Below are 15,940 nucleotides of genomic sequence, written 5' to 3' on the forward strand. Positions count from 1 at the left end.
GGAGGAAGAGGTGGCCATGGTGAACACGAAAAGCACATCGCATACACACAGACCCCACAGGCCGCAGGCACCTCGGCACGGGAAAGGCGGAGACGACGTGGCAGACGACCGGCCGGGCCCCATGGACGTGCTGCGCCAGGCACGCGCCCAGTTCGCGGAGCTGACCGGCATGACCGCAGAGAGCGTCTCGTCCTTCGAGCAGACCGAGGACGGCTGGGCCCTGGAGATCGAGGTCATGGAGCTGTCCCGGGTGCCGGACACGATGAGCCTGATGGCGAGCTACCAGGTCGATCTCGATTCCGCGGGCCAGCTCACGGGCTACCGGCGTGTCCGCCGCTACGAGCGCGGGCGGGCCGACGCACATCGGCAGAGCGGTCGCTAGGCCGCCCGCGCGCGCCGCTGCCCGACCGTCCACTTCGAGAACTTCAAGATCTTCAGCACTCTTCAGCACTCTCAGCATCTTCAAGACTTTCGACACCTTCCAGATCTTCAAGATCTTCAAGACAAGGAGGCTCGGTAGACATGACCGTTGTCCCGGCACAACAGACCGGCGGTGGAGGCGGCTCCAGCGGCCTCTACGACGTGCTGGAGCTCGTCCTCGACAGGGGTCTCGTCATCGACGCGTTCGTGCGTGTGTCCCTGGTCGGCATCGAGATCCTCAAGATCGACGTCAGGGTCGTGGTGGCCAGCGTCGACACCTATCTGCGCTTCGCCGAGGCGTGCAACCGGCTGGACCTGGAGGCAGGGCCTCGCAAGGACCCGGGCCTGCCCGACCTGGTCGGCGAGATGACCGAGTCCGGCGCCCGCGGCAAGTCCAAGGGAGCGCTGTCGGGCGCGGCGGAGACCATCTCCGACGCGTTCAAGCAGGCCCGTGACGACGGCTCCTCGGGAGAGCGTGAGCGCGAGACCAGGCCCCGGGCCCGCAAGACCACCTCCGCGCGCCGGAAGGAGGAGCAGGAGTGAGCACCTACGTCTACGGCATCGTCGCGAGTTCCCACCCGGCCCTTCCCGACGGTCTGGCCGGGGTCGGCGAGCCGCCGCTGCCGGTGCGCGTCCTGACCGAGGGCGAGCTGGCGGCGATCGTCAGCGACGCCCCCGAGGGGCTGCGGCCCAAGCGCAGGGAGCTGCTCGCCCACCAGACCGTGCTCGCCGAGGCGGGCGCCGGCGGCTGCGTGCTGCCCATGCGGTTCGGCAGTGTCGCACCCGACGACAGCTCCGTCACCGGGGTCCTCGCCGAGCGCGCCGAGCACTACAAGGAACGGCTGGACGTCCTCGAGGGCCGCGTGGAGTACAACGTCAAGGCCTCGCACGTCGAGGAGGCCGTGCTGCACCAGGTGATGGCCGAGAGCCCCGAACTGCGTGGCCTGGCCGAGGCCAACCGTCAGTCCGGCGGCGGCAGTTACGAGCAGCGGCTGCAGCTCGGCGAGATGGTGGCCGCCGCGGTCAAGGCCAGGGAGGCCGAGGACGCGGCCGATGTGCGCGAGCACCTCGAGCCGCTCGCCGCGCACGTCAGCGCGGGCCCCGAGTCCACGGGCTGGCTGGTCAACGTGTCCTTCCTGGTGGACCGGGACTCGGCGGCCGGGTTCCTGGAGGCCGCGGAGGAACTCCGCAAGGGCCGTCCGCACCTGGAGCTGCGGGTCAACGGGCCGCTGCCGCCGTACAGCTTCGTCGAGCCCGGCCCGGCCGAACCCGGGTCCGAACCCGTGAGCACAACCCGGGAGTAGGCGTGTCATGGGACTCATCTCAGAGGTGCTCCTGCTGCCGTTCGCCCCGGTCCGCGGCAGCGGCTGGGTGATCGGCCAGGTACTGAAGGAGGCCGAGCGGATCTACTACGACCCGAGCACTGTTCGGGCTGAACTCGCCCGTCTGGAGGAGCAGTTGGACGCCGGTGAGATCACGGAGGAGGAGTTCGACCGGCAGGAGGACGAACTTCTCGACCGGATGGAGATCGCGACGCGCAGAAGCGCGGGAACGGACGACGGGTGGGCAGGATGAACCGAATGGGATTGGGCCTCGCGGTAGGCGCCGGGTACCTCCTCGGACGTACCAAGAAGCTGAAGCTCGCTTTGGCCGTGGGCTCGTTCGTGGCGGGCAAGAAGTTGAACCTGACGCCCAAGGGCATCGGCGAGCTGGTCTCCCAGCAGCTGAAGGAGAACCCGCAGTTCAAGGAGATCGGCGACCAGCTCCGCAACGACCTGCGCGGCGTCGGCAAGGCGGCCTCCGGGGCGATGGTCGAGCGGCAGATCGAGGCTCTGGCCGACCGTCTGCACGGCCGCACCGCCGAGGTGCGCGACCAGCTCGAGGGCGTCGTGCCGGGCAAGGACGCGGACGACGAGGCGGACGAGGAGTACGACGAGCCTCAGGACACCGCTGAGGACGAGGACGCCGAGGACGAGGCCGCCGAGGACACGGCGGAGGACGACGAAGCCGAGGACACGGCCGAGGACGACGAAGAGGACGACCAGGACGAGGAGGAGGCGCCGCCGAGGAGGACCGCGGCCAGGAAGGCGCCGGCCAGGAAGGCGCCGGCCAAGAAGTCGGCGAAGAAGGCACCGGCGAAGAAGGCGCCCGCCAGGAAGGCCTCTGCCCGCACGTCGGCCGCGAAGAAGACCGCGTCGGCCGGGAAGCCGGGCGCGAGGACCGCAGCGAAGACCGCCTCGGGCACCACGTCCCGGTCCCGGCGGCCGAAGGGAGGCGGCGACCGATGACCGAGACTCTCGGATCCGCCAAGTCCGCGACGTCCGCGGCTTCCGACACCGCGGGCAAGACAGCCGGCAGCAACGGCAACCCGCTCTCGGGACTGGCTCACAGCGAGGCCGCCGACCGGCTCAAGGAGGAGGTACAGGAATACCTCGCCGCCCAGGCCACGCGCCTGCTGACCGGCGTCGGCCACAAGCTCGGCGACACCACGTCCAAGCTCAACGACATCGCCGAGGGCAACAGCCCCGGTTTCGCCAAACTCGCCCTCGACGGCGGTAAGAAGCTCGCCGAGGGCAAGGGGCCGCTGCGCTCCGCGCTGGAACTCGGCGCCTCACGGGCCAAGGACAAGGTGACCGGCGCCTTCAAGAGCCTCGGTGGCGGCAAGGGCAAGAAGAGCGCGGGCAAGAAGCCGACCGTGATCATGGAGGCGATCGATGTCGGCGTACCGCTGCGCACCGCCTACGACCAGTGGACCCAGTACAAGGACTTCAGCACCTTCGCCAAGGGCGTCAAGAGCGCGAACCGCGCCGACGACACCACCAGCGACTGGCAGGCGAAGATCTTCTGGTCCAGCCGTAGCTGGAAGGGCAAGACCACCGAACAGGTGCCGGACGACCGGATCGCCTGGACGTCGGAGGGCGCCAAGGGCACCACGAAGGGCGTCGTCTCCTTCCACGAACTCGCCGAGAACCTCACCCGCGTCGTGCTCGTCATCGAGTACTACCCCTCGGGCCTGTTCGAGAAGACCGGCAACATCTGGCGTGCCCAGGGCCGCCGTGCCCGTCTCGACCTGAAGAACTTCGCCCGCTTCATCACCATCAAGGGGGAGGCCGAGGACAGCTGGCGCGGCGAGATCCGCGACGGCGAGGTCGTCACCTCCCACGAGGACGCGGTGGCCGAGGAGGAGGAGCAGGAGAACCGGGGCGACGACGAGAACGAGGAAGCCGAGGCCCGCGCGGACGACGGCGACGCCGAGGACGGCGACGAGCCGCGGGATGCCGAGGACGTCCGCCGGGAGGACGATGAGGAGGACGACGAGGACGCCCCGTACGCCGAGGACGAGTACGAGGACGCCGACGAGGCCGAGGACGAGGCGTACGACGACGAGGAGCAGCCCGAAGCGGAAGAGGGCGGCGAGCCGGCGGACGCCGAGGCCGAGGCCGAGTACGAGGAGTACGACGAGGAGGAGCCCGAGGACGAGGACGTGGCGGACGAGCGCAGGAGCCGTCGATGACCATGGCGAGCCGGATGCCGGAGCCGTACGGCCAGGGCGGCGGAGCCAACCTGGCCGACATCCTCGAGCGTGTCCTGGACAAGGGCATCGTGATCGCGGGTGACATCCGGATCAACCTGCTCGACATCGAACTGCTCACCATCAAGCTGCGGCTCATCGTCGCCTCCGTCGACAAGGCCAAGGAGATGGGGATCGACTGGTGGGAGGACGACCCGGCCCTGTCCTCCGGCGCCCGCCGCAAGGAGCTCGCCCGGGAGAACGCCGCGCTGCGCGAGCGGCTGGCCCGGCTGGAGGAACTGGCCGGTCCGCAGGAGCCGGCGGAGCCGGAGGAGGTCGCGGAACTGGAGCCGGAGGAGGTCGCGGAGCTGGAGGAGGTCGCTGAACCGGAGGAGGTCGCGGAGGTGGAGGAGCCCGAGCCGGTCCGTGCCCGGCAGAAACCCCGGCGGCAGGCCCGGCGGGACGCTCCTTCGCGTGAAGCCCGTGGGAACGCCCGGAAGGAGTCCCCGTGAACGGACTGCGCTACGTGTACGCCGTCTGCCGCCCCCTCGGCGCGCCCCTGCAGACCGCCCTGTCGGGCGTCGCGGGGGATCCGCCCCGGCTGCTGACCCACCACGGCCTGATCGCCGTGGTGAGTCATGTGCCGGAGCGTGACTTCGCGGAGGAGACGCTGCGCCGCCGTCTGGAGGACCTGGACTGGCTCACCGAGACGGCCAGGGCCCATCAGCAGGTCATCGACGCCCTGACGGCCGTCACCACGCCTCTGCCGCTCCGGCTCGCCACCGTCTTCCGGGACGACAGCGGGGTCCGCGTGATGATGGAGGAGCGCGAGCAGGACTTCCTGCGCACCCTGGACCGGCTCGAAGGGCGGGTCGAGTGGGGGGTGAAGGTGTACGTCGAGTCCGAGGCGCGCGAACCCGAGCCGGCGGCGGCCAGGCCCGCCTCGGGCCGTGACTACCTGCGGCAGCGGCGCACGAGGGCCCACGCCCGGGAGGACACCTGGCAGCGCGCCGAGACCTTCGCCCGGCGGCTGCACGCGACGCTGTCCGCGCGGGCCGAGGACGCCCGGCTGCACCCGCCGCAGAATTCCGCGCTCTCCGAGTCCTCGGGACAGAACGTGCTGAACGCCGCCTATCTCGTGCCGCGCGCACAGTCCGAGGAGTTCGTGGAGATCGTGGACCGCACGAAGAGCGAGGAGCAGGGGATACGGGTGGAGCTCACCGGGCCGTGGGCGGCCTACTCCTTCGTGGACATCACGGAGGAAGCCGGGGCCGGCGGGCCGGGGGAGGACGCATGACCGTAGTGGAGCGCCGCGAGGTCGCCCTCGTCGACCTGCTCGACCGGCTGCTGGCCGGCGGCGTCGTCATCACGGGGGACATCACCCTGCGCATCGCGGACGTCGATCTCGTCCGCATCGACCTCAACGCGCTGATCAGCTCCGTGAACGAGCAAGTGCCGTCACCGTGGGGGGATCTGCTGTGACGGACCGTCGCCACCGCGTGGACCTCGAGCCCGACACCGTCGAGCGCGATCTGGTCAAACTCGTCCTGACCGTCGTGGAGCTGCTGCGCCAGCTGATGGAACGGCAGGCGGTGCGCCGCTTCGACACGGGGGACCTGAGCGAGGAGCAGGAGGAGCGCATCGGGCTCACCCTGATGCTGCTCGACGAGCGCATGACAGAACTGCGCGAACGCTACGGACTGCGACCCGAGGACCTCAACCTGGACCTCGGGCCGCTGGGACCGCTGCTTCCCCGGGAGTGAGCGTGAACGTCAGCCGTTTGGGGTCCGCGAGGCCTGTGGGACCTGTGGGACCTGTGGGATCTACGGGGCCTGTGGGGTCCGTGAGGCCTGTGGGGTTGTAGGGCTTATGGGCGGGGCCGGCGGGTCAGGCCGCCTTGCGGCAGAGGATCTCCCCGTGCAGGACGCTGAACCAGCCGTCGTCCCGCTGCCCCCACTCCCGCCAGGCGTGTGACACGGCCCGCAGCTGTTCCGCCGTGGCGTGCCCGCCCCCGGTGGCGCGCTCCGCGAAGGCCGAGGCCACCGTGCGGTCCGCCCACAGGCCGCTCCACCAGGCCCGTTCCTCGGGTGTGCTGAAGGTCCAGGTGGCCGAGGTGGCCGTGACGTCGGTGAACCCGGCCGCCAGCGCCCAGGACTTCAACCGGCGTCCGGCGTCCGGTTCGCCGCCGCCTGCCCGGGCCACCCGGTGGTACAGGTCCAGCCAGTCGTCCATGCCGGACGACGCCGGGTACCAGGTCATCGCCGCGTAGTCCGAGTCGCGGACCGCGACGTACCCGCCCGGCCTGGTCACCCGCAGCATCTCGCGCAGCGCCTGCACGGGGTCCCCGACGTGCTGGAGCACCTGGTGGGCGTGGACGACGCAGAACGTGTCGTCGGGGTAGGCCAGCGCGTGCACGTCGGCGACCGCGAAGTCCACATTGGCGAGCCCCCGCTCGGCCGCCGCGGCGCGGGCCTGCTCCAGGATCCCGGGCGCGTGGTCGACGCCGGTGACGTGCCCGTCCGGAACCAGGGCGGCCAGGTCGGCGGTGATGGTGCCCGGGCCGCAGCCGATGTCGAGGATCTTCATGTGCGGCCGCAGCGAGCCGAGCAGGTAGGCCGCGGAGTTGGCGGCGGTCCGCCAGGTGTGCGACCGCAGTACCGACTCGTGGTGTCCGTGCGTGTAGACGGCGGTCTCCCGCGCTGCTTCCGGCATGGCTGTACCCCTTCTCGACTGCTCGGCGAACCGGGTGCCCGGCATGACCACCGTACGCGGCCGCCCGCATGATGAGACAGTTTGTTTCACCATGTGGACGACGTGAGGTGTGCGATTATTCGGTTTGCCGTGGGTCGGGGACGGCCCGCAGAATGCCTCACCATGGGACACCTGGAAGCCGCGCACCTCGAGTACTACCTCCCCGACGGGAGGGCGTTGCTCGGCGACGTGTCTTTCCGGGTGGGCGAAGGGGCCGTGGTGGCCCTGGTGGGACCCAACGGCGCCGGCAAGACGACGCTGCTGCGACTGATCTCGGGTGAGCTGAAACCGCACGGCGGGACGGTCACGGTCTCGGGCGGCCTCGGCGTGATGCGCCAGTTCGTGGGCTCCGTACGGGACGAGACGACCGTGCGCGACCTGCTCGTCTCGGTCGCCGCGCCCCGCATCCGCGAGGTGGCGAAGGCCGTCGACAGGGCTGAGCACGCGATCATGACCGTCGACGACGAGGCCGCACAGCTCCAGTACGCGCAGGCTCTTTCCGACTGGGCCGAGGTGCGCGGGTACGAGGCCGAGACGCTGTGGGACATGTGCACCACGGCCGCGCTCGGCATCCCCTACGACAAGGCCCAGTTCCGTCTCGTACGGACCCTCTCCGGCGGCGAGCAGAAACGGCTCGTGCTGGAGGCCCTGCTGCGCGGCGGCGACGAGGTGCTGCTGCTCGACGAGCCGGACAACTACCTCGACGTGCCCGGCAAGCGGTGGCTGGAGGAGCGGCTGAAGGAGACCCGCAAGACGGTCCTCTTCGTCTCCCACGACCGCGAACTCCTCTCCCGCGCCGCCGAGAAGATCGTCTCCGTCGAACCGGGGCCGGCCGGAGCCGACGCCTGGGTGCACGGCGGCGGCTTCGCCACCTACCACGAGGCCCGCCGCGAACGCTTCGCCCGCTTCGAGGAGCTGCGCCGCCGGTGGGACGAGAAGCACGCCCAGCTGAAGAAACTGGTGCTGAACCTCCGTCAGGCCGCGTCCATCAGCCATGAGTTGTCCTCCCGCTACCAGGCGGCCCAGACCCGGCTGCGCAAGTTCGAGGAGGCGGGCCCGCCGCCCGAGCCGCCGCGCGAGCAGGACATCACCATGCGCCTCAAGGGCGGCCGCACCGGCGTACGGGCCGTCACCTGCAAGGGGCTCGAGCTCACCGGCCTGATGAAACCCTTCGACCTGGAGGTCTTCTACGGCGAGCGGGTCGCCGTCCTCGGCTCCAACGGCTCCGGCAAGTCGCACTTCCTGCGCCTGCTGGCCGGTGACGAGGTGGCGCACACGGGCGAGTGGAAGCTCGGCGCGCGGGTGGCGGCCGGGCACTTCGCCCAGACCCACGCCCATCCCGAGCTGCTGGGCCGCACCCTGCTGGACATCCTGTGGAGCGAACACTCCCAGGACCGCGGTGCGGCCATGTCACGGCTGCGCCGGTACGAACTCACCCAACAGGCCGAGCAGACGTTCGACCGTCTCTCCGGCGGTCAGCAGGCCCGCTTCCAGATCCTGCTGCTCGAACTGCAGGGCGTCACGGCGCTGCTCCTCGACGAGCCGACGGACAACCTCGACCTGGAGTCCGCGGAAGCGCTCCAGGAGGGTCTGGAGGCCTTCGAGGGGACGGTCCTGTCCGTCACCCACGACCGGTGGTTCGCCCGCTCCTTCGACCGGTACCTGGTCTTCGGCAGCGACGGCCGGGTCCGGGAGACCGCGGAGCCGGTGTGGGACGAACGGCGCGTGGAGCGCGCCCGGTAGCCGGTGGCCGGTGGTCGGTAGGCAGCCGGTGGCTCGTGGAGCGTGCCAGGCAGTCGGTGGGCGTGCCGGGCAGTCCGTGGTGCGTGCCGGGCAGTCCGTGGTGCGTGCCGGGCAGCCCAGGGGCCCGGAGGCCGGAATGTTCGTACAGTGGAGGAAGGGGCACGAGCTCCCCGGTTCCCTCCCGGATCCCGCCGCGAGGGGGTGCTGAGACCACTCGCGGGCGGGTACCCGGACCGCATGGACGAACACGACGAGCGGGGCACCACGATGACCGGAGTCGACCCTGACCGGCTGGACGACCAGCAGCTCATGAGAGAGCTGGAGACGATCCACCGCACGCGCCACGACACCCTGCTGCACGGCTCGAACGACGCTCTGCGCGCCCACAACGACCGCATGGCCCAGCTGGAGGGCGAGTATCTGCGCCGCAACCCGCGCCGGTTCGTCTCCCCGGGGCGCACCCGTGAGGGGGCCAGGGAACGTGCCGCCGGGTCGAACGGCGGCGCCCGTCAGACCCCCGCCGGAATCAGGGCCACCGGGGAGTCCGACCCCGGGGCCACGCCCGTCGGCAAGTGGGGCCCGGGCACCACGAGGGGCGGCCCCGGCGGGGCGTGAGCCCGCACCGGGACCGGATTCCGGGGTGTCGGCCGGGGGCCGACCGGGGTCGGCCCCCGGCTGCCGGCTCGGCGCTGCGCGGCTCGCGGCCGCACGGCTCGCTCAGGCCGCTTCCTGCGCGAACACGCGCAGGTACGTCTCGCAGAACGCCTCGAGGTCGTCCGGCTTGCGGCTGGTGACCAGTTTGCCCGGTCCGTGGTCGCAGACCTTCACCTGCTCGTCGACCCAGGCGCCCCCCGCGTTGCGGATGTCCGTCCGCAGGCTCGGCCACGAGGTCAGCTCACGGCCCCGCACGACGTCGGCCTCGATGAGGGTCCACGGCGCGTGGCAGATCGCGGCGACCGGCCGGCCCTGGTCGAAGAAGTCCTTGACGAACGCCACGGCCTTGTCGTCGGAGCGCAGGACGTCGGGGTTCGCGACGCCGCCGGGCAGGACCAGCCCGCCGAAGGAGTCCGCGGACGCCTCGCCGACGACCTCGTCCACGCCGAACGTGTCCGCCTTGTCGAGATGGTTGAACGCCTGGACCTTGCCGGGTTCGGTCGACACCAGGACGGGCTCGTGACCCGCGTCGACCGCCGCCTCCCAGGGATCGGTGAGCTCGACCTGCTCGACGCCCTCGGGCGCCGTCAGAAACGCGATGCGCATGCTTTTCCACGTCCTTTCCGTGTCCTTGTGGCGTGAACCTTGTTTCTTGGGTTCTCCGCTTCTTGTTTCTCGATCCCTCTCGATCCCTGTTTCTCGGATGCCCACCGCGTACCCGAGGACAGGAGGCCGACACGGCATTTCCGTCCGCAGCCACCCCGGCCGGCTCAAGTCCCGTGAACGGCTTCGACACCGGTTTCGGTCCGGGCCTCGAGGGCGTGCAGCACGGCAGCCATGTCCTCTCCGCCGTGTCCCTGCTCGACGGCCTCGCCGTACAGGGCGTGGCAGACGTCGAGGAGTGGTGAGGCCAGCCGGGTCCTGCGGGCGGCCTCGGCGATCAGCCGGTTGTTCTTCAGGACGTCGGCCGCGGCCGCCTGGACGCTGAAGTCGCGGGTGAGCAGCTTGGCCGCCTTCGTCCGGGAGACGGCGCTGGCCATCGGACCCGCGTCCAGGACGTCCCGGAGCAGGGCCCCGTCGAGCCCGTGCCGGTCGGCGAAGTGGAACGCCTCCGTGAGACCGGTGACCAGCGTGATCAGGAACAGGTTCACCGAAAATTTCAGCAACAGGGCCTCCGGAACCGCTCCGCAGGCGAAGGTCTCCCGGCACAGCGGGCCGAGCAGTGCGCGTACGCCCGCCACGGCTTCCGCGTCGCCCGCCAGCATCCCCACCAGTTCCCCCCGCTCGGCGGGCACCCGGGAGCCGGAGACCGGGGCCTCGACGTAGCGGCCCCCCGCGGCCCGGACATCGTCCTCCAAGCCCTGCGAGTACTCGGCCGAGGTCGTGCCCATGTGCACGACGGTGCGCCCGGTGACACGCGCGGCGAAGTCCGCCGTCCCGCGTGCGAGCACCGCGTCGACCGCGGCCTCGTCGGCCAGCATGAGGATCACGGTCCGGGCCCGGGCGAAGATCTCGGGGGGGCCCGCCGCGACCTCGGCGCCGACGGCGCGCAAGGGGTCGCACCGGCCCGCCGTGCGGTTCCACACCACGAGCGGGGTGCCGGCGCGGGCGAGGTTGAGCGCCATGGGCTGCCCCATGACGCCGAGGCCGATGAAGCCGGTGAGACCGGCGGATCCGATGTCGTCCACGATGCACCGCGCTTTCCCGCCGGGCGGCCGGCCGACCGCTGCCGAAGCGGGGCCGCGGCTGCGTTGCCGCCGTCACCACCACCATCGTTGCCGTCGCCGTTGCCGTCGTCACTGACTATGACAGCGGTCATAGTAGTCCGTTCTATGACGTCGGTCATAGAGTGGGGCCGGAGTGAGTGCAGACCGCTGCGAGGGAGGCGGACGATGGCGGTGTCCGAGCGAGGGCCGCGCGAGCGGATGGTCTTCAGTGCCGCCCAGCTGATCCGGCGCGACGGCGTCGCCGCGACCGGCATGCGCGAGGTCGCCGCCCACGCGGGGGCGCCCCGCGGATCGCTCCAGCACTACTTCCCCGGTGGCAAGGAGCAGCTGGTCAACGAGGCGGTGGGATGGGCGGGCGGGTACGCGGGCGACCGGATCGCCCGCTTCCTCGCCGCGCTGCCCGAGCCGACGCCCGGCGCCCTGTTCGCCGAGATGGTGCGCCAGTGGACGGACGAGTACGCGTCCTCGGAGTTCGCCGGCGGCTGCCCGGTGGCGGCCGCCACCGTGGACTGCGCCAGAACCGCCGCGTCCACCCGGGACGCCGCGGCCGCCGCGTTCGCCGCCTGGGCGGAGCCGGTGGCCCGTGCGCTGACGGACATGGGCGTCCCCGAGCGGCGGGCCGGCGCGCTCGCCACCCTCATGATCAGCGCCCTGGAGGGCGCGCTCCTCATCGCCCGCGCCGAACAGGACGTCCGGGCCCTGACGGCCGTTACCCGAGAACTGCGCCCCCTGCTCGACGCGGCGGTGGGTCAGGACACGGCGACGCGGGAGGACGGCTGACGTTCTCCATCCGGGGCGCCGCCGTCCTGCGGGTTCACGGTTCACCCGCAGACGTGACCGGTCGCCAAAACGTTCGCACCCGGCGGTTTTCCCGTTCCGGACCGCCGGCACACGGGTCTCCCCGACCATGGACGGGACATGACCGCGCACCCGCTCCCTCTCTCCCGCCGCAGCCTTCCGCACGCTGACGGCGCGGCCGGTACCGGAGCGTTGCCGGCCGTCGGCCTGGCCGCGGCCACGACGGCCCTGGCCGCCGCCGGCTATCACCTCGTCTTCGCGCGCACGGCCTCCATCGACGCCTGCCTGGTCGCGGCAGTGGTCTTCTTCACGGGCGCGCTGCTGCGCTCGCGCGCCCCCGGGTCCCGCGCCCTGCTGCCCGACCTCGGTGCGATGGTGTCGGCGCAGGCCGCGGCCTGCTGCTGGTTCTCCTTCGCCGCCGCCCCCGACCTCACCCCCGACCCCACCGCGGGGACGCTCCACGAAGGCGCGGGCGGCGCGATCCATCTGGCGATGACCGTGGTCACGGTATGCGCGCTGCGCGCCGTGGCACGGTCCCGGTTCCGGCTCTCGGACATGGTGCAGTCGGGCCTGCGGACCCTCTTCCGCCGTCTCTGCGCTCTGCTGTCCGCGCGGACGTCCACGGTCCCGGCCGTGGACCCGAGCCGCTTCCCCGGAGCCCGCCCCGCCGACGAACGGTGCCTCTCCGAGGTGCTGCTCACCTGCGCGACCGGACGACGAGGCCCTCCCTAGCGCTCACCGGACCGCTCACGCCTGCGGGCCCCCGACGCGTCACCGCACACCGTCGCACCGCACACCTCGTGCCGAGAGCGCCCCGCCGCAGGCCGTCGCGTCGTATGCCGTCCCGCTGCCCCGCCGTCCGTTCCGCTCCATGGCGCCGCCCGCCTCACCAACCCATCGCGCCCCTCACTCGGCTTCGGCGGACGACCCTTCCGCCTGCCTCGAACCAGGAACCCAGGGACCCCCCATGACGACTCCACGCATCGACATCGTGCACACCGGCGAACTCACGCCGGGCGACCTCGCCCTCTGGAACGAACTCCGAAGCGCCACGCCCGCCGCCCCCGCCAACCCGTTCATGAGCGCCGAGTTCACCCAGGCCGTCGGCCGGGTACGCCGCGATGTCCGGGTGGCGGTGCTGCGCCGCAAGCGGCAAGCGGTCGGCTACTTCCCCTACCAGCGGGGCCGATGGGGCCACGGCCGCGCGGTCGGCCTGGGGGTGTCCGACTGCCAGGGCGCCGTCCTGCACCCCGACGACGCACACCTCGACCCGCATCACCTCATGCGCGTCTGCTCCCTGACCGCCTGGGAGTTCAACCACCTGGAACACGGCCAGAACCTCTTCCTGCCGTACGCGAGGGGCCGGTTCGCGTCTCCCGTCGTCGACCTCGCACACGGCTACGAGGCGTACGAGACCCATCTGCGCGCCCACTCGCGCAGCCTGCTGAAGACGACCCGGGCCCAGGAGCGCCGCCTGGCCCGGCACCTCGGCCCGCTGCGGTACGTCCACGACGAACGCGATCCCGCGGCACTGCGGATCCTCGTCGGCTGGAAGTCCGCCCACTACCGGCGCACCGGCCGCCGCGACCCCTTCACCCAGCCCTGGATCGCCCGACTCGTCGACCTGCTCGCCGGCTCGGACTCACCGCACTGCTCCGGCGGCCTCTCGGTGCTCTACGCGGGGGACAGGCCCGTCGCCGCCCACTTCGGTCTGCGCTCCCGCACGGTCCTCTGCTGCTGGTTCCCCTCCTACGACCGAACCGTCGCCACCTTCTCACCCGGCCGGATCCTCTACCTGCGGATGATCGAGGCCGCCGCCGCGTCCGGCATCCGGCTCGTCGACTTCGGCAGAGGCGAGGCCGCCTACAAGAACTCCTTCAAGACAGGTGACCTCCTGGTCCACGAAGGAGCGCTGCGCACGTCGGGCGCGGGCGCCGCCCTGCACTGGCTCCGCCGTGAGCCGCTGCGGGCGGCCCACCGGCTGGTGCGCGAACACCCCGCCCTGAAAGGCGCGGCGGTCCGCACGCTGAGGGCGGTCGGCACGGTCCGGGACTCCGCCTAGGCCGCGCGGGGGACCAGTGGCAGTGGCAGTGGCAGTGGCAGCGGCGCATGCCGCCCGCTTCAGCCGCGGGTGTCGCCGCCCTGCTCCCGCCCCGGCAGGAACTCCTGCACCTTCGCCTTGAAGCCCTGCCGGATCATCGCGCCCCGGTCGGCGTCGCCCGCGAGAATCGACGCGGCCGTGGCCTCCAGCCGCTCCCAGGTGGTGTGCGGCGGGAGCGGCGGCACGGCCGGGTCGGTGAGGAACTCCACGACGGCGGGACCGTCCGCCTCCAGGGCCGCCCGCCAGGCCGCCGGCACGTCCTCGGGGCGTTCCACGCGCACCGCGGTCATCCCCAGCGAGCTGGCGAACCGCGCGTACGGCACGTCCGGCAGTTGCTGCGCGGGCAGGAAGGACGGCGCACCCTCCCCGGCGCGCATCTCCCACGTGCCCTGATTGAGGTCGCGGTTGTTCCAGACCGCGACGACAAGACGCGGATCCCGCCACCGGCCGCGGTACCTGGCCGCCGTGATCAGCTCCGCGAGCCCGTTCATCTGCATGGCGCCGTCCCCGACCAGGGCGATCGCGGGCCGGTCCGGGTGGGCGAACTTCGCGCCGATGGCGTACGGCACCGCGCAGCCCATCGTCGCGAGCGTGCCGGAGAGGGACGCGCGCATGCCCGGCCGCAGCCTGAGGCAGCGGGCGTACCAGGTCGCGACCGAGCCCGAGTCGCAGGTGACGATCGCGTCGGACGGCAGCAACGGGTCCAGGACCCGGGCCACGTACTCGGGGTTGATCGGATCGGCCGACAGCCGCGCCCGGCGCCCGGACACCTCGTCCCAGCGACGGACGTTCGCGCAGACGGTGTCGAACCACTCGCGGCCTCGTTCCGCGCCCCGGATCATCGGAATCAGCCGGCGCAGGGTCTCCTTCGCGTCGCCGACCAGGTCCACCTCGTAGAGGTGAGCCGTCCCCGACGTCCGCGGATCGACGTCGATCCGCACGCCGCGCGCCGTGCCGGCAGCCGGCAGGTACTGCGCGTACGGGAAGGACGAGCCGACCGTCAGCAAGGTGTCGCAGTCACGCATCAGCTCGTACGAGGGCCGGGTGCCCAACGGCCCGATCGCCCCGGTCACGTAAGGGAGTTCGTCGCTCAGGACGTCCTTGCCGAGCAGCGCCTTGGCCACGCCCGCGCCGAGCAGCTCGGCGATCCGCTCCACTTCCGCACGCGCCCCGGCAGCCCCCTGACCGGCCAGGATCGCCACCTTGTCACCGGAGTTGAGGATCCGCGCCGCCTGACGCAGGGATTCCTCCGACGGGACGGCCGCCGGGTCGCCGTCGGCCGGGCCGGTCGCCGTCGTCGTGAACTCGTCCTCGGGGGCGGCGCAGACGAGATCCTGGACGTCCGCGGGGACGACGACCACGGTCGGGCAGCTGCGCGCGTACGCCGTGCGGATCGCCCGGTCCAGGACGTCCGGCAACTGCTCGGGGGCGGTCACCGTCGCCGTGAACTCCGCGGCGACGTCCCTGAACAGCGCGTGCAGGTCCACCTCCCTCCGGTGCGCGCCGCCCGTCGTCGTCCCGTCCGCCGCCCGGTCGGTCGTCCCGACGATCGCAAGGACCGGGACGCGGTCGAGCTTCGCGTCGTACAGACCGTTCAGCAGGTGGACCGCGCCCGGCCCCGATGCTGCCGCGCAGACACCCAGCCGGCCGCTGAACTTGGCGTAACCGACCGCCTGGAGCGCGGACATCTCCTCGTGCCGCGCCTGTACGAATCGCGGCAAGTCCCCGGCCCGCCCCCACGCCGCGAGCAGGCCGCCGAGGCCGGCGCCGGGGTAGCCGAAGACATGCTCGACCCCCCATGCGCGCAACCGTCGCAGGATGTGGTCGGAGACTCTGGCGCTCATGGAGGGGGCCTTTCGGGGCCGGGGACGGAGAACAACGCGCATCGGACGTGGGGTTGGGCTGGGGGCTGGGGGCTGGGGCTGGGGCTGGGGCGGGGTGAGGGTGAGGGTGGTGCGGGTGTGGGAGGGGTGCGGGCAGGGGCAGGGGCAGGGGCAGGGGCAGGGGCCCGGCGGGTGGAGGGGTGTGACACGGGACGGGTGACCCGGACGACGGCGGGAAAACCTCGACGGTGTTTGGAGGCGGGCCCCGGGGGCAGGCGCAGCCTCAGTGCTTCGGACCGGAGGCGCCTCCGTGGGAACGCCGCGCCTCGCGGCCCCCGGCAGGCCCGGTCGGGCTGTTGTCGCTTCCCTCGGTGACCGGGTCGAACCCGAGCACTTCCAAGGGAGTTGCACC

General features: G+C 71.9%; 17 protein-coding genes and 2 pseudogenes. 15 read left to right on the top strand and 4 right to left on the bottom strand.

Translation table 11 applies throughout. The features are described 5' to 3' along the window. The first annotated feature begins 16 nt into the window (after window positions 1-16). The 10 genes and pseudogenes from QA802_RS35255 (at window position 17) to QA802_RS35300 (ending at window position 5,694) form a co-directional block, all read left to right on the top strand. Window positions 17-382, top strand: a complete 366-nt coding sequence (locus tag QA802_RS35255) for a gas vesicle protein GvpO (protein ID WP_334531471.1) — start codon at window positions 17-19, stop codon at window positions 380-382. Window positions 383-522: 140 nt separating this feature from the next. Further along, window positions 523-963: a gas vesicle structural protein GvpA gene (locus QA802_RS35260; RefSeq protein WP_334531474.1), complete on the top strand. Its 441-nt coding sequence runs from the start codon at window positions 523-525 to the stop codon at window positions 961-963. Next, window positions 960-1,724, top strand: a complete 765-nt coding sequence (locus tag QA802_RS35265) for a GvpL/GvpF family gas vesicle protein (RefSeq protein ID WP_334531476.1) — start codon at window positions 960-962, stop codon at window positions 1,722-1,724. Before QA802_RS35260 ends, QA802_RS35265 begins: the two co-directional genes overlap by 4 nt. Before the next feature lie 7 nt (window positions 1,725-1,731). Continuing rightward, complete coding sequence (locus tag QA802_RS35270; protein WP_266725687.1) at window positions 1,732-1,995, top strand: gas vesicle protein GvpG; 264 nt, start codon at window positions 1,732-1,734, stop codon at window positions 1,993-1,995. Continuing rightward, window positions 1,992-2,708 carry a DNA primase gene (locus QA802_RS35275; RefSeq protein ID WP_334531479.1) on the top strand — a complete coding sequence of 239 codons (717 nt, stop codon included), beginning with the start codon at window positions 1,992-1,994 and terminating at the stop codon, window positions 2,706-2,708. The genes QA802_RS35270 and QA802_RS35275 overlap by 4 nt, the downstream gene beginning before the upstream one ends. Beyond that, a complete protein-coding gene (locus QA802_RS35280; protein WP_334531483.1) occupies window positions 2,705-3,934 on the top strand; it encodes an SRPBCC family protein in 1,230 nt (409 codons plus the stop codon). Before QA802_RS35275 ends, QA802_RS35280 begins: the two co-directional genes overlap by 4 nt. Beyond that, window positions 3,931-4,263: pseudogene (locus QA802_RS35285) on the top strand (gas vesicle protein); the annotation flags it as partial. The gene QA802_RS35280 and the pseudogene QA802_RS35285, both read left to right, overlap by 4 nt. A 176-nt stretch (window positions 4,264-4,439) precedes the next feature. Further along, a complete protein-coding gene (locus QA802_RS35290) occupies window positions 4,440-5,228 on the top strand; it encodes a GvpL/GvpF family gas vesicle protein (RefSeq protein WP_334531486.1) in 789 nt (262 codons plus the stop codon). Then, window positions 5,225-5,413: a gas vesicle protein gene (locus QA802_RS35295; RefSeq protein ID WP_319170330.1), complete on the top strand. Its 189-nt coding sequence runs from the start codon at window positions 5,225-5,227 to the stop codon at window positions 5,411-5,413. The genes QA802_RS35290 and QA802_RS35295 overlap by 4 nt, the downstream gene beginning before the upstream one ends. Further along, window positions 5,410-5,694, top strand: coding sequence for a gas vesicle protein K (locus QA802_RS35300; RefSeq protein WP_057582193.1), 285 nt, complete (start codon window positions 5,410-5,412; stop codon window positions 5,692-5,694). The genes QA802_RS35295 and QA802_RS35300 overlap by 4 nt, the downstream gene beginning before the upstream one ends. 124 nt (window positions 5,695-5,818) lie before the next feature. On the opposite strand, the gene QA802_RS35305 is transcribed toward QA802_RS35300, so the two are convergent. Then, on the bottom strand, window positions 5,819-6,643 hold the full coding sequence (locus tag QA802_RS35305; protein ID WP_334531495.1) for a class I SAM-dependent methyltransferase: 825 nt from the start codon (window positions 6,641-6,643) through the stop codon (window positions 5,819-5,821). Window positions 6,644-6,805: 162 nt separating this feature from the next. On the opposite strand from QA802_RS35305, the gene QA802_RS35310 reads away from it, so the two are divergent. Next, window positions 6,806-8,425, top strand: a complete 1,620-nt coding sequence (locus tag QA802_RS35310) for an ABC-F family ATP-binding cassette domain-containing protein (RefSeq protein WP_334531498.1) — start codon at window positions 6,806-6,808, stop codon at window positions 8,423-8,425. A gap of 237 nt (window positions 8,426-8,662) precedes the next feature. Beyond that, window positions 8,663-8,923: pseudogene (locus tag QA802_RS35315) on the top strand (DUF6158 family protein); the annotation flags it as partial. A gap of 219 nt (window positions 8,924-9,142) precedes the next feature. On the opposite strand, the gene QA802_RS35320 reads toward QA802_RS35315, so the two are convergent. Both QA802_RS35320 and QA802_RS35325 read right to left on the bottom strand, forming a co-directional pair. After that, window positions 9,143-9,685 (bottom strand): type 1 glutamine amidotransferase domain-containing protein, encoded by a 543-nt coding sequence (locus tag QA802_RS35320; RefSeq protein WP_334531501.1) that lies wholly within the window; start codon window positions 9,683-9,685, stop codon window positions 9,143-9,145. Window positions 9,686-9,849: 164 nt separating this feature from the next. Continuing rightward, window positions 9,850-10,767 carry an NAD(P)-dependent oxidoreductase gene (locus QA802_RS35325; protein WP_334531504.1) on the bottom strand — a complete coding sequence of 306 codons (918 nt, stop codon included), beginning with the start codon at window positions 10,765-10,767 and terminating at the stop codon, window positions 9,850-9,852. Window positions 10,768-10,971: 204 nt separating this feature from the next. Between QA802_RS35325 and QA802_RS35330 the strand changes: the two genes are divergently transcribed. The 3 genes from QA802_RS35330 (at window position 10,972) to QA802_RS35340 (ending at window position 13,666) form a co-directional block, all read left to right on the top strand. Continuing rightward, on the top strand, window positions 10,972-11,586 hold the full coding sequence (locus QA802_RS35330; RefSeq protein WP_334531506.1) for a TetR/AcrR family transcriptional regulator: 615 nt from the start codon (window positions 10,972-10,974) through the stop codon (window positions 11,584-11,586). 138 nt (window positions 11,587-11,724) lie between these two features. After that, window positions 11,725-12,336, top strand: coding sequence for a hypothetical protein (locus tag QA802_RS35335; protein WP_334531509.1), 612 nt, complete (start codon window positions 11,725-11,727; stop codon window positions 12,334-12,336). Window positions 12,337-12,571: 235 nt separating this feature from the next. Then, a complete protein-coding gene (locus tag QA802_RS35340; RefSeq protein ID WP_334531512.1) occupies window positions 12,572-13,666 on the top strand; it encodes a GNAT family N-acetyltransferase in 1,095 nt (364 codons plus the stop codon). A 59-nt stretch (window positions 13,667-13,725) separates the two neighbouring features. Here QA802_RS35340 and QA802_RS35345 read toward each other — a convergent pair whose 3' ends face one another. Continuing rightward, window positions 13,726-15,549, bottom strand: coding sequence for a thiamine pyrophosphate-requiring protein (locus QA802_RS35345; RefSeq protein ID WP_334531515.1), 1,824 nt, complete (start codon window positions 15,547-15,549; stop codon window positions 13,726-13,728). Window positions 15,550-15,940: the final 391 nt, after the last annotated feature.

The organism is Streptomyces sp. B21-105, assembly GCF_036898465.1.
Taxonomy (GTDB): domain Bacteria; phylum Actinomycetota; class Actinomycetes; order Streptomycetales; family Streptomycetaceae; genus Streptomyces.

What these genes read in the sequence shown, in the direction of transcription:
- QA802_RS35255 (WP_334531471.1), top strand. Translation starts at nt 17, where the DNA reads ATGGTGAACACGAAAAGCACATCGCATACACACAGACCCCACAGGCCG.
- QA802_RS35260 (WP_334531474.1), top strand. Translation starts at nt 523, where the DNA reads ATGACCGTTGTCCCGGCACAACAGACCGGCGGTGGAGGCGGCTCCAGC.
- QA802_RS35270 (WP_266725687.1), top strand. Translation starts at nt 1,732, where the DNA reads ATGGGACTCATCTCAGAGGTGCTCCTGCTGCCGTTCGCCCCGGTCCGC.
- QA802_RS35275 (WP_334531479.1), top strand. Translation starts at nt 1,992, where the DNA reads ATGAACCGAATGGGATTGGGCCTCGCGGTAGGCGCCGGGTACCTCCTC.
- QA802_RS35280 (WP_334531483.1), top strand. Translation starts at nt 2,705, where the DNA reads ATGACCGAGACTCTCGGATCCGCCAAGTCCGCGACGTCCGCGGCTTCC.
- QA802_RS35295 (WP_319170330.1), top strand. Translation starts at nt 5,225, where the DNA reads ATGACCGTAGTGGAGCGCCGCGAGGTCGCCCTCGTCGACCTGCTCGAC.
- QA802_RS35305 (WP_334531495.1), bottom strand. Translation starts at nt 6,643, where the DNA reads ATGCCGGAAGCAGCGCGGGAGACCGCCGTCTACACGCACGGACACCAC.
- QA802_RS35310 (WP_334531498.1), top strand. Translation starts at nt 6,806, where the DNA reads ATGGGACACCTGGAAGCCGCGCACCTCGAGTACTACCTCCCCGACGGG.
- QA802_RS35320 (WP_334531501.1), bottom strand. Translation starts at nt 9,685, where the DNA reads ATGCGCATCGCGTTTCTGACGGCGCCCGAGGGCGTCGAGCAGGTCGAG.
- QA802_RS35330 (WP_334531506.1), top strand. Translation starts at nt 10,972, where the DNA reads ATGGCGGTGTCCGAGCGAGGGCCGCGCGAGCGGATGGTCTTCAGTGCC.
- QA802_RS35335 (WP_334531509.1), top strand. Translation starts at nt 11,725, where the DNA reads ATGACCGCGCACCCGCTCCCTCTCTCCCGCCGCAGCCTTCCGCACGCT.
- QA802_RS35340 (WP_334531512.1), top strand. Translation starts at nt 12,572, where the DNA reads ATGACGACTCCACGCATCGACATCGTGCACACCGGCGAACTCACGCCG.
- QA802_RS35345 (WP_334531515.1), bottom strand. Translation starts at nt 15,549, where the DNA reads ATGAGCGCCAGAGTCTCCGACCACATCCTGCGACGGTTGCGCGCATGG.